General features: G+C 72.2%; 10 protein-coding genes. 5 read left to right on the top strand and 5 right to left on the bottom strand.

Going from position 1 to position 12,095, the window contains the following annotated elements:
• Nucleotides 1-45: 45 nt before the first annotated feature.
• Genes FHS08_RS04560 through FHS08_RS04545 form a run of 4 tightly spaced genes read right to left on the bottom strand, consistent with a single transcriptional unit; the run spans nucleotide 46 to nucleotide 4,377 of the window.
• Nucleotides 46-1,353 (bottom strand): DUF6716 putative glycosyltransferase, encoded by a 1,308-nt coding sequence (locus FHS08_RS04560; RefSeq protein WP_167035895.1) that lies wholly within the window; start codon nucleotides 1,351-1,353, stop codon nucleotides 46-48.
• On the bottom strand, nucleotides 1,350-2,222 hold the full coding sequence (locus FHS08_RS04555; protein WP_167035892.1) for an N-acetylneuraminate synthase family protein: 873 nt from the start codon (nucleotides 2,220-2,222) through the stop codon (nucleotides 1,350-1,352). The genes FHS08_RS04560 and FHS08_RS04555 overlap by 4 nt, the downstream gene beginning before the upstream one ends.
• Entirely contained in the window at nucleotides 2,219-3,439 is a 1,221-nt protein-coding gene (locus tag FHS08_RS04550) for an acylneuraminate cytidylyltransferase (RefSeq protein ID WP_167035889.1), read from the bottom strand. The genes FHS08_RS04555 and FHS08_RS04550 overlap by 4 nt, the downstream gene beginning before the upstream one ends.
• Nucleotides 3,436-4,377, bottom strand: coding sequence for a hypothetical protein (locus tag FHS08_RS04545; RefSeq protein ID WP_167035886.1), 942 nt, complete (start codon nucleotides 4,375-4,377; stop codon nucleotides 3,436-3,438). Before FHS08_RS04545 ends, FHS08_RS04550 begins: the two co-directional genes overlap by 4 nt.
• Before the next feature lie 266 nt (nucleotides 4,378-4,643).
• Between FHS08_RS04545 and ddaH the strand changes: the two genes are divergently transcribed.
• Nucleotides 4,644-5,492, top strand: a complete 849-nt coding sequence (gene ddaH / locus FHS08_RS04540; protein ID WP_167035883.1) for a dimethylargininase — start codon at nucleotides 4,644-4,646, stop codon at nucleotides 5,490-5,492.
• Nucleotides 5,489-6,712, top strand: coding sequence for an ornithine--oxo-acid transaminase (rocD, locus tag FHS08_RS04535; protein ID WP_167035880.1), 1,224 nt, complete (start codon nucleotides 5,489-5,491; stop codon nucleotides 6,710-6,712). The genes ddaH and rocD overlap by 4 nt, the downstream gene beginning before the upstream one ends.
• Before the next feature lie 38 nt (nucleotides 6,713-6,750).
• Here rocD and FHS08_RS04530 read toward each other — a convergent pair whose 3' ends face one another.
• On the bottom strand, nucleotides 6,751-8,355 hold the full coding sequence (locus FHS08_RS04530; protein ID WP_167035877.1) for a molybdopterin-dependent oxidoreductase: 1,605 nt from the start codon (nucleotides 8,353-8,355) through the stop codon (nucleotides 6,751-6,753).
• A 123-nt stretch (nucleotides 8,356-8,478) separates the two neighbouring features.
• Between FHS08_RS04530 and FHS08_RS04525 the strand changes: the two genes are divergently transcribed.
• From FHS08_RS04525 to FHS08_RS04515, 3 genes are read left to right on the top strand one after another with little or no spacing between them, the layout of a single operon-like run.
• Complete coding sequence (locus FHS08_RS04525; RefSeq protein WP_243847222.1) at nucleotides 8,479-10,305, top strand: circularly permuted type 2 ATP-grasp protein; 1,827 nt, start codon at nucleotides 8,479-8,481, stop codon at nucleotides 10,303-10,305.
• Nucleotides 10,299-11,231 (top strand): alpha-E domain-containing protein, encoded by a 933-nt coding sequence (locus FHS08_RS04520; RefSeq protein WP_167035873.1) that lies wholly within the window; start codon nucleotides 10,299-10,301, stop codon nucleotides 11,229-11,231. The genes FHS08_RS04525 and FHS08_RS04520 overlap by 7 nt, the downstream gene beginning before the upstream one ends.
• On the top strand, nucleotides 11,228-12,073 hold the full coding sequence (locus tag FHS08_RS04515; protein WP_167035870.1) for a transglutaminase family protein: 846 nt from the start codon (nucleotides 11,228-11,230) through the stop codon (nucleotides 12,071-12,073). The genes FHS08_RS04520 and FHS08_RS04515 overlap by 4 nt, the downstream gene beginning before the upstream one ends.
• Nucleotides 12,074-12,095 lie beyond the last annotated feature (22 nt).

The raw sequence follows: 12,095 nt of genomic DNA, 5'->3' as shown, positions 1-12,095 counted from the left end.
AGGGACGCAGGCGGGAGGTCGCCGCGGGGTGCGGCATCCCGATCGCTACTCGGCGGGATCGGTCGCGAGATCGCGGATGCCGAGCGCGATCTGCGTCGACACGGCGGAGTCCTCGCCGCGCAGCGCACGCCGGACGCGGTTCAGGGCCCGCAGGCCCACGCGCAGCGGAACGCCCACGACGAGCGCCGCGACGCCTGCGGGCGACCGGTCGTGCGAGCCGAGCACGATCTTGCGCTCCCACGCGTCGCGGAGGCGCCCGCCGCGGCGCACCCGCGCCGGACGCGCCGGCAGCGATCCCTCGCGTCGCAGCCGCACGAGCCCGGACAGACGGGACGCCCAGTCGTCGTCTGCGCGATCGTGCAGGTAGTTGTCGTACGGCCACCCCTGCGCGGGATGCCGGAACCGCCGCGCGCACACGTCGGCGTCGCCGCCGAGCAGCCCGCTCTCGGCGAAGACCTCGTTGATGAGCTCGCGCGCGACCCCGAACGAGTCGAGGGCGATGACGGGGATGCCGCGTGCGAGCGCCTCGATCGCGGCGGTCGAGCTGATCGTGACGAGCCCCTCCGCCTCGTCGAGAGCCGCCTGCATGGGACCGCTCGACACGACGAGGTTCTGCGGAAGCGGGCCGAGCTCCGCCAGCAGCCCGGGATACGCGTCGCGCTCGGCGTGCGTCTGCTGCTCGCCCTTCGTGCCCCGCACCTTCACGACGACCCGCCGCGACGGGTCGGCCTCCGCAGCGCGGACGAGGAGCCGGGCGACCCGGAGACGCTCCGCGCGCTCGCGGGGGACGAGCGCCTGAGCCGCGAACACGAGATCGGTCCCGCCCGAGCGCGACGCGCGCGAGCCGTCCTGCGCGTGGGCGGCGAACGGCAGCGTCGCGAGCGCGAAGTCCTGCACGAGGCCGGACTCCTCCGCGACGGCGGTGAAGGCGCGCCGCTCGCGATGCGAGTGCACGACGAAGAGGTCGCACTGGGAGCGGTAGACGAGCGCCTTCCGCGTCGCCGGGATCGCGACGCCCGGCAGGCCTGTCACCATGACGGCCCGCGGCGCGTTCTCGGCCACGGCGCGGGCGACGACCCGCACGAGCGGGCCGCGCGCGCCGATCACGACGGCGTCCGGCGGATCGGCCGCGAGAGAGGCGACGAAGCTCTCGAACGAGCCGCGGCGGACGGCCGCGGCATCCATCCCGCTCCCCGCGAGGGCCGTCGCACGCTGCCGCTCGCTCACGACGAGGGGTGTCTCGAGGATGAACAGCGACACGGCCCAGCCGCGCGGCGCGCCGCCGAGGAGCGCCGCCGACCACTTGACGTACGAGTCGGTGTCGGCGATCCCGACGACGCGCACGGGCCTCACGCCGCGACGCGTCGGAGCTTCGCCATCGGTGCGAGCTCCCCGGGGTAGACGCGCTTGACGCCGTCGCCGAGCGCCTGCTCGATGATGCGGATGTCGCGCACGAGGTGCTGCAGGCCCGCGGGCTCGAGCGAGGCGGCGTGGTCGGAGCCCCACATCGTGCGGTCGAGCGTGATGTGCCGCTCGACCGCGACAGCGCCCAGCGCGACGGCGGCGAGCGAGACCTGCAGGCCGCGCTCGTGACCCGAGTAGCCGACGGGGACCCCGGGGAAACGGTCGCGCAGCGCCGGGATCATGCGCAGGTTCGCCTCGTCGGGCTCCATCGGATACGTCGAGGTCGCGTGCAGGAGCACGAGCCGCTCGGTGCCGAGCACCTCGACGGCGGCGTCGATCTGCTCCATCGTCGACATGCCCGTCGACAGGATGACGGGCTTGCCCGTGTCGTGCAGGGCCGACAGGAGCGCGTGGTCGGTGAGGGATGCCGAGGCGACCTTGTGGGCCGCGACCCCGAGATCCTCCAGGAACGCGACGCTCGGCTCGTCCCACGGCGACGCGAACCACTCGAGCCCGCGCAGCACGGCGTGGTCGGCGATCTCGATGTACTGGTCGCGGCCGAACTCGACGCGGCGGCGGTAGTCGAGGTAGCTCATGGTGCCCCACGGCGTCTCGCGCGGCATGTCGCGCATGTGCGCAGGGGTCGCCAGCTCGGGCGTGCGCTTCTGGAACTTGACGGCATCCGCCCCCGCGTCCGCCGCGACGTCGATGAGGCGCTTGGCGAGATCGACGTCGCCGTTGTGGTTGAGGCCGATCTCGGCGACGACGTACGTCGGCCGTCCGCCTCCGATCGTGCGGGATCCGATGGCGACCGTCATGAGGGCGTCCTCTCCTTCTTGGGGGCGCGGGCGTGCTTGGGGGCGCGGGCGTTGTCGCGGTCCTCGGCTCGTGCGCGCAGGACGCGCTCCGCGAGCTCGCGGACCGCCCCGTCGCCGCCCTTCGCGGTCACCACCGTGCGCGCCGCCGCGGCGACGAGGGGATGCGCGTCGGCGACCGCGACGGGCCAGCCGACGAGCTCGAGACACGCGAGATCGTTCACGTCGTTGCCGAGATACGCGATGCGGGCCAGCGGCACGCCCGCGGCATCCGCCCACTCGCGCAGCGCCGCCGCCTTGTCGTCGACGCCCTGACGGACGTCGACGCGGAGCTTGCGCGCCCGTGCCGACACGACGGGGTTCTGCTCCGTGGAGAGGATGAGGGTCGGGATGCCGGCGCGCCGCAGCAGCGCGACGCCCATGCCGTCTGAGCGGCTCACGCGCACCGACTCCTCGCCGCGCTCGTCGACCGTGACGGTGTCGTCGGTGTGCACGCCGTCGAAGTCGGTCACGACGGCGTCGACGTCGATCGGCGTGCGTGCCTCGAGCCGAGGCGCGAGAGCGCGCGCGACGTCGAGCTGCCACTCGTCGTCGATCTCGATCGCCGTGTGCCCCGGCACCTCGACCATGCCGACGGAGCCGAAGAACCGGTGTCCCGACAGGCGGAACGCCTTGGCGCGGAGCACGTAGAAGGCGCCCGTCTCGAGGTACTGCGGCTCGCGGTCCTGCCGACGCGGACGGAACTCCGCGACGTGGTTGACGGCCTCGGCCGCATCGCCGAGCCCCCTGCGCCACAGGAAGCCGTGGTCTTCGACGGCGGAGAACACGCTGTCGCGGCGCCGGGCGCGGACGATCCGCACAGCCTCTGCGAGCGCGACCGGGTCGATGAACGGCGAGGTCGCTTGCAGGAACACGAGGACGTGGACGTCGACGCCCCGCCCCTCGAGCACCTCCAGCGCGTGCAGGAGCGCGCTCTCGGACGTCGCCGTGTCGCCGGAGAGCTCTGCGGGCCGCTCGACGACCTCGGCGCCCCACTCCCGTGCGACGCCGCCGATGTCGGGGTCGTCCGTGGAGACGACGACCCGGTCGATCTCGTCGACCCGCAGCGCCGCGGCGATCGCCCGCGCGACGAGCGGCACGCCCCCCACGCGTGCGAGGTTCTTGTGCGGGATGCCCTTCGACCCTCCGCGGGCCGGGATGACGGCGACGACCTCGCTCATGCCTGCGCCCGCCGCTCCGAGGCCTCGGCCGATCGGATCCTCGCGGCCGTCGCGCGGACGGCACGGCCGTTCACCGTCGCCCCGGCGCCGAGGACGAGCGAGAGCGTCGTCGTGGTGCTCGACGGGAGGGTCACGACGTCGAGCGGCCCCTGCGCCCCCGCGAGCACGAGCTCGACCGGCAGGTGCGACGGGACGACCTCGACGCGCGGCACGGCGGCGACCGCTGCGAGCTGCGCGTCGGTCTCGCGCCGGTGCGGGAGGTAGGAGACGACCCGGTCGCGGGCGACGGCGGAGAGCCACTCGAGGTAGGCGTCGAGGGTCATGCGGCCGTCGACGGGGCGCGCGCTGCCCAGCACGACGCGGTCGCCAAGGTTCGTGGCAGGCCGAGCGGAGGCGCGCGTCCACGCGAACTCGTGCTGCCGCAGCGAGAACCCGCGGTCGCGCAGCGCCACGCGCCGCTCGGTGCCCAGATCGAACGCCGTGAAGAACTCGACCCGCCCCCCGCGCGCGCGGCGCAGGACGGTCTCCATCGCGAACGGCGCGAAGGTCGTCGTGAGCCCCTTCTCAGCGACGTCGGGCCGGGCGAACGCGCGTCGGCCGAGGAGCGCGTCCCCGAGCGCGAGCGTGTTCGCGCCGTCGTCGAGGAACGTCACGGTGCGGGGGCGCAGCACGGTCGCCGCGAGCCGGAACTGCCCCGAGAAGCCGTCGCCGACGAGCCAGTGCCCGTGCTGCGCAAGCAGCCGCCACGGGATGCCGAGATACGGCTCGAGGCGGCCGAACCACGCGCCGCGGGCCACGAGCTCGTCGGCCGTCTCCGACATCTGGGGCGTGAGTCGGCCCGCGACCGGCACGGCGAGTCCCGCAGCGGCCGCCCACTCGGCGGCGCCGATCAGCTGCAGGGGCGATTCCACCCATGCGATCGGTGCGATCTGCTCCACTGGACCTCCCGGCGTGTCTTCCCACGGTGAGCGCGAAAGGTGTCCGGCGGGCACCGCGCAGGAGACGCGGCGGTGACGGATCGGATAACGGCACGTGCGGCCAAGACCCGCCGGGGAGCGTGCGAGAATGGTCACCGGCGTGCCCGGGTCGCCGGCTTCACACAGCTCCGCCGGGCCTCTGGACAGCGTCCGCCATCCCCAAGCGATTGAGGAGCGAAATGTCCACGACCCTTCGACAGGCTCACGGACCGGAAGAGTCTCCGGCGATGCCCACGACCGGCCGGATCCAGCAGCGCCGCACATATCTCATGTGCCGCCCCGAGCACTTCACCGTCAGCTACACCATCAACCCGTGGATGGAGCCGGCCAATCCGACCGACACGTCCCGCGCGCTTCGGCAGTGGCAGGCGCTGTACGACACCTACCTCCGGCTCGGCCACGACGTCGAGCTGATCGACCCCATCCCGGGCCTGCCCGACATGGTCTACACGGCCAACGGCGGCTTCGTCGTCGACGGCATCGCGTACGGCGCGCGGTTCCGCTTCCAGGAGCGCGTGCCCGAGGGGCCGGCCTTCATGGACTGGTTCCGCGACAACGGCTACGACGTCGTGGTGCCGCGCGAGGTCAACGAGGGCGAAGGCGACTTCCTCCTCGTCGGCGACACGATCCTCGCCGGCACGGGGTTCCGCTCGACCGGCGACAGCCACCGCGAAGTGGGAGAGGTCTTCGGCCGGGAGGTCGTCTCGCTCCAGCTCGTCGATCCGCGGTTCTACCACCTCGACACGGCGATCGCCGTCCTCGACCCCGTCGAGGGCCCCGGCGGCGTCGAGCGCGCCGACATCGCCTACCTGCCGCACGCGTTCGACGAGCGCAGCCAGGGCATCCTCGCCGACCGCTACCCCGACGCGATCCGCGTCTCCGACGACGACGGCGCCGTGTTCGGACTCAACTCCGCCAGCGACGGCCGCAACGTCATCATCTCGCCCCGCGCGAAGGGCTTCGAGGCGCAGCTGCGCGAGCGCGGCTACACCCCCGTTCTCGTCGACCTCTCCGAGCTCCTCCTCGGCGGAGGCGGGATCAAGTGCTGCACGCTCGAGCTGCGAGGCCCGCGATGAGCGCGACTCCCGCTCTCTACACCGGCACGATCCGCGTCATCGACGCGGAAGAGCTCCACGTCGCGCACAACTACCATCCGCTCGCGGTCGTCATCGCCAAGGGCGAGGGCGTATGGGTGACGGATGTCGAGGGCAAGCGCTACCTCGACCTGCTGTCGGCGTACTCGGCCCTCAACTTCGGGCACCGGCATCCCGCGCTCCTGGAGGCCGTGAACGAGCAGCTCGAACGCATCACGCTCACGAGCCGGGCGTACCACAACGACAAGCTCGCGGGCTTCGCGTCGGCGCTCGCCCGGCTGTGCGGCAAGGATCTCGTCCTGCCCATGAACACGGGCGCCGAGGCCGTCGAGACGGGGATCAAGGTCGCGCGGGCGTGGGCGTACCGCGTCAAGGGAGTGCCTCAGGATGCCGCGACCGTCGTCGTGGCGAACGGCAACTTCCACGGCCGCACGACGACGATCGTCGGGTTCAGCGACGATCCGCAGGCCCGCGACGACTTCGGCCCGTACGCGCCCGGGTTCGTCTCGGTGCCGTTCGGGGACGCCGCGGCGATCGAGGCGGCCATCACCCCCGACACGGCCGCCGTCCTGATCGAGCCGATCCAGGGCGAGGCGGGCGTCATCGTCCCCCCGCACGGATACCTGGCCGCCGTGCGTGAGATCTGCACGCGCAACAACGTGCTGTTGATCGCGGACGAGATCCAGTCGGGCCTCGGTCGCGTCGGCGAGACGTTCGCCTGCGATCGCGAAGACGTCGTGCCCGACGTGTACCTGCTCGGCAAGGCGCTGGGCGGCGGCATCCTGCCCGTGTCGGCGGTCGTGGCCGACGCGGACGTGCTCGGGGTCATCCGACCGGGCGAGCACGGCTCGACGTTCGGCGGCAACCCGCTCGCGGCGGCCGTCGGGCTGCGCGTCGTCGAGCTGCTCGAGACGGGGGAGCTCCAGCGCCGCGCCGCCGCGCTCGGCCTGCACCTCGAGGAGCGCCTGGGCGAGCTCGTCGGGCACGGCGTCACGGCGGTGCGCGTCGCGGGGCTGTGGGCGGGCGTCGACATCGACCCCGCCGTGGGGACGGGGCGCCAGGTCGCCGAGCGCCTGCTCGCGCGGGGCGTGCTCGTGAAGGACACCCACGGGCAGACCATCCGCATCGCGCCGCCGCTGGTCATCCGCGCGACCGAGCTCGACTGGGCCGTCGAGCAGCTGAGGGTCGTGCTCGCGGGCTGATCCCGCCGCATCGCGGCGGGGTGAGACGCGGGACTGCGTCAGAACACCGGCACGTAGATCTCGTGCCAGCCCGTCGCGCCGTCGGGAGCCGGCGGCACGCGGTCTGACGTCTGCCGCTCACCGTCCTTGCTCGTCGCGCGGCAGCGGACGGTGTGGTCGCCCTCCGTCGCCGTCCACGGCATCCGCCACTGCACCCACGTGTCGTCCGAGATCGCCGTCGCCAGCTCGGCATCCTGCCATGGGCCGTCGTCGATCTGCACCTCGACGCGGGAGACGCCGACCTGCTGCTGCCACGCGACGCCCGCGATGACGGTGTCGCCCGCCGACAGGCCCTGCGCGTGCCGGGGCAGGTCGATGCGCGACTCGAGCTTGATGGGGCCCCGCTCCGACCAGCCGCGCTCGGTCCAGTAGCCGCGCGCGCGGTCGAATCGGGTCACCTCGAGCTCGGTGACCCACTTCGTCGCGGAGACGTAGCCGTAGAGCCCGGGCACGACCATCCGCACGGGGAAGCCGTGCTCGAGCGGCAGGGGGGCGTCGTTCATGCCGATCGCGAGGATCGCGTTGCGGTCGTCCGTGAGCGCTTCGAGCGGGGTGGATGCCGTGAACCCGTCGATCGAGCGCGAGAGCACCATGTCGGCGTCCGCCGTCGGGCGGGCGCGCTCGAGCAGAAGACGGATGGGGTATCCGAGCCACTTGGCGTTGCCGATGAGGTCGCCGCCGACGGGGTTCGACACGCACGCGAGCGTCGTGATGCTCTCCTCGAGGGGGAGCGCGACAAGGTCGTCCCACGTGATCGTCACCTCGTCCTCGACCAGTCCGTGGATGCGCAGGCTCCAGTCCGCCGTCGAGACCTGCGGCACGATGAGCGCCGTGTCGATGCGGTAGAACCGGTCGTTCGGCGTGATGACCTTCGTGAGCCCCGAGATGCCGAACTCGGCCGTCGCAGGCACAGGCGGCGCCGTCGTCGCGGCGCGGGGAAGCCGCAGCGCTTCGCGCACAGCCGTGACCGTGCGTGAGCCCGTCTGCAGCAGGTTCGCGCCGATCACGGCCAGGATGCCCGTGCCCGCCGTCGCGCCCGTCCAGGCGAAGAAGCGGCGGCGGTCGATCGGGCCTGCAGAACTCCACGGATCTACCGCGGCGCGCGGCTCTGGGGCTGCCGCATCGTCGTCGTCCTGCGGAATCAGTGGAGTTCTGCGATCGGCCCCGAGCAGCCGCAGCAGACACGCGAGCGCGACGGCGCCGACGACGCCCGCGACGGCGGCGGGCAGCCAGGCGATGAGCGAGGCGTCGGGTCGGAACGTCGCCACGACGGCCCCGACCCCCGCGAGCGCGAGGATCACGATCCGGCCCCATGGCGGCCGCCGTGACTCGAGGACGCCCGCGACGGCGGCGAGGACGAGCGCGACGACGGCGATGCCGACGAGCAGCGCGATCTTGTCGCCCGTGCCGAAGAGGCCGATCGCGGCGTCCTTCGCCCACGCGGGCGCGAGGTCGATGAGTCCGCCGCCGATGACGGCGAACGGGCTCGCGGGAGGTGCCAGGAGCGCCGCGACGAGCTCGCCGAGCCCCGCGCCGAGCGCGACCGACGCGATGCCCGCCGCCGCGGGGGCGGCGCGGCCGGCGCCTCGGCGCGGGAGGGTCACGAGGAGAGCGTACGTCCGCGCGAGCGCGGAGAGGGCGATCCTCGGCGACTGCGCAGGAGCGCCGGCGCGGCATCCGTTCTCCCGAAACACGCGGGCAACATGGCCCGGACTAGGCTCATCCGCATGGGTGATCTCTTCGACGGATACGGCTCCACTCTGGCGCCGCGCAAGACACCGTCAGGCATCCCCGCGTTCGACGAGATGTTCGGCGGCTCCGTGACCTCCGGGACCCCTGCGGAGTCGCGCGAGGCCTATCGCGAGCTGTACCAGGCGCTCGCCCAGATGACGCAGGAAGAGCTCAGAGGGCGCACCGAGTCGCTCGCGAGCTCGTACCTCGCTCAGGGCGTGACGTTCGACTTCGCGGGCGAGGAGCGCCCGTTCCCGCTCGACGCCGTTCCCCGCATCATCACGTACGACGAGTGGTCGCGCGTCGAGGCGGGCGTCAAGCAGCGGGTGCGAGCGCTCGAGGCCTTCCTCGACGACGCATACGGCCACCAGCACTGCGTGCGCGACGGCGTGCTGCCCGCGGCCCTGATCGCGTCGTCGCAGTACTTCTACCGGCAGGCCGCGGGCATCCGCAGCGCGAACGGCGTGCGCATCCAGGTCTCGGGCATCGACCTCATCCGCGACGAGCACGGCGAGATGCGGGTGCTCGAAGACAACGTGCGCGTCCCGTCGGGCGTGAGCTACGTCATCTCGAACCGCCGTGTCATGGCGCAGACGCTGCCCGAGCTCTTCGTCTCGATGCGCGTGCGGCCGGTCGGCGACTACCCCAACAAGCTCCTGGCGGCGCTGCGCGCGTCGGCGCCCGCGGGCATCGACGATCCCAACGTCGTCGTGCTGACCCCCGGCGTCTACAACTCCGCGTACTTCGAGCACACGCTCCTCGCGCGCCTCATGGGGGTCGAACTCGTCGAGGGCCGCGACCTCCTGTGCATCGGCGGCAAGGTCTTCATGCGCACGACGAAGGGTCCCCGCCGGGTCGACGTCATCTACCGCCGCGTCGACGACGACTTCCTCGACCCGCTCCAGTTCCGCGCCGACTCGATGCTCGGGGCCCCCGGGCTCATGCTCGCCGCGCGCCTGGGCAACGTCACGATCGCGAACGCGGTCGGCAACGGCGTCGCCGACGACAAGCTCCTCTACACGTACGTGCCCGACCTGATCCGGTACTACCTCGCGGAGGAGCCGATCCTGAAGAACGTCGACACGTGGCGGCTCGAAGATCCCGGCGCCCTCGAGGAGGTGCTCGACCGGCTCGACGAACTGGTCGTCAAGCCCGTCGACGGCTCGGGCGGCAAGGGCCTGGTCGTGGGTCCGGATGCCTCGAAGGCCGAGCTCGACAGGCTCCGCAAACGCCTCAAGGCCGATCCTCGGGGCTGGATCGCGCAGCCCGTCGTCATGCTCTCGACGATCCCGACGCTCGTCGAGGACGGGATGCGGCCGCGGCACGCCGACCTGCGGCCCTTCGCCGTCAACGACGGGGACGACATCTGGGTGCTGCCCGGCGGGCTCACGCGCGTCGCGCTCCCCGAGGGCCAGCTCGTGGTCAACTCGAGCCAGGGCGGCGGATCGAAGGACACCTGGATCGTCGGCGGAGCCGCCCCGGGCCACGTCGAGTACGGCCAGGGGAACGGTCTCGCGGGCCTCGTGGCCGACCAGGCGGCGACCGTCACCGCGGCGATCCCGATCATCTACGACGGGCAGCCGGTGCCGGCGCACTCGCCGCAGGACCGCCCCCTCTCGCAGGTCGAGCAGCAGGAGCAGCAGCAGCAGGCTCGGGATGCCGCGGCATCCTCTGTCGCCGCGCCATCCCCTGTCTCCGCGGCATCCGTCACCGAGTCCACCACGCATCGCCGAGTCCATGGCGGGGCTGCGGACGTCGAGGCTGGACTCGGCGGGGCGAGATGGACTCGCGGGACAGCGGAGGGCGGTGAGACGGGATGCTGAGCCGCATCGCCGAGTCCCTGTTCTGGATCGGGCGGTACATCGAGCGCTCCGACGGCACGGCGCGCATCCTCGACGTGCACCTCCAGCTCCTCCTCGAAGACCCGTGGATCGACGAGGACACAGCCTGCCGGTCGCTCCTCGCCGTCATGGGCTCGTCGTCGCCCGACGAGCTCGAGGTCGTCGGGCGCGAGGACGTGCTGGCACGACTGGCCGTCGACCGCATGAACCCGTCGAGCATCTCGTACGCCCTCACCGCGGCCCGCGAGAACGCCCGGCGGGCGCGCGAGATCGTCTCGAGCGAGCTGTGGGAGTGTCTGAACACGACCAACGCGCGGATGCCGCGGCGCCTGAACAACGAGAAAGTGCACGAGTTCTTCCAGTGGGTCCGCGAGCGGGCGGCGCTCGCCGTCGGCATCGTCGACTCCTCGACGAGCCGCGACGAGGCGTGGCAGTTCTTCACGCTCGGCCGCAGCATCGAGCGGGCCGACATGACGGCGCGGCTGCTCGCGACCCGATCGCTCACGGAGGCGTCCGGCCCGTCGTGGACGACGATCCTCCGGTCGTGCGGCGCGTACGAGGCGTACCTGCGCACGTACCGCGGGATGCCGAGCGCCCGCAACGCCGCGGAGTTCCTGCTTCTGGACCGCCTGTTCCCGCGGTCGATCATCTACTCGATCCAGCGCGCGGAGGACTGCATGAGCGCGATCGACCCTCGCGCCGACCGCGTGGGCCACTCGAACACGGTGCTGCGCGCCCTCGGCCAGATCCGCAACGACCTCGAGTACCGGCCCATCAGCGAGATCCTGCACGAGCTGCCGACCCACATGGACCGCGTGCAGAAGGTCACGCGCGAGGCATCCGAGGCGATCCGCCAGCGGTTCTTCCCGACACAGGCCGAGCCCAGCTGGATCGGAGAGATCTCATGAAGCGACTGCGCATCGAGCATGCGACGGGCTTCTCGTACCAGGGCGATGTCTCGGCGTCGTACAACGAGGCGCGCATGCTCCCCGGCTCGACCGACAGCCAGTTCGTGCTGAGCTCCCAGCTCGACATCGAGCCGTCGACGTCTGTCAACCAGTACGTCGACTACTTCGGCACGCGCGTCGCCGCGTTCGACGTCCTCTCGCCCCACACCGAGCTCAGGATCACGGCCCGCTCGCTCGTCGAGGTGCGTCCGCGGCCGCTCGAGCACCACGACGTCTCATGGGACGCCCTCGCGCACGAGATCTCCCGGTCGATCGAGACGGTCGAGCAGCTGGGCCAGACGACGCGCACCACGCCGCACCCCGAGGTCGCGGCGCTCGCGACGTCGATCGCGGCGCAGCACGACCGTCCGGGCGAGGCGGCGCACGCGATCTCGATGGCGATCGGCGACGCGGTCGAGTACATGCACGGCATCACGGGGGTGCACTCCACGGCGACCGAGGCGTGGGAGGCGCGAAAGGGCGTCTGCCAGGACATCGCCCACATCACGCTGGGCGCCCTGCGCCACGTCGCGATCCCCGCGCGGTACGTCTCGGGATACCTGCATCCGAAGAAGGATGCCGAGGTCGGCGTCGCCGTCACGGGCGAGTCCCACGCGTGGGTGGAGTGGTTCGCGGGCGAGTGGCAGGGCTTCGACCCCACGAACAACATCGAGATCGGCGATCGGCACGTCCTCGTGGGTCGTGGCCGCGACTACAACGACGTCCCGCCGCTGCGCGGCGTGTATGCGGGCCCGTTCAAGTCGAACCTGCACGTGAAGGTCACGATCACCCGCGAAGCGTGAGTCCCGCCGGGGCCCGGGAATC

It is taken from the genome of Microbacterium ulmi, assembly GCF_011759705.1.
GTDB lineage: Bacteria > Actinomycetota > Actinomycetes > Actinomycetales > Microbacteriaceae > Microbacterium > Microbacterium ulmi.
The sequence above is the reverse complement of the archived record's forward strand: the minus strand, read 5'-3'. Positions and strand labels throughout refer to the sequence as shown.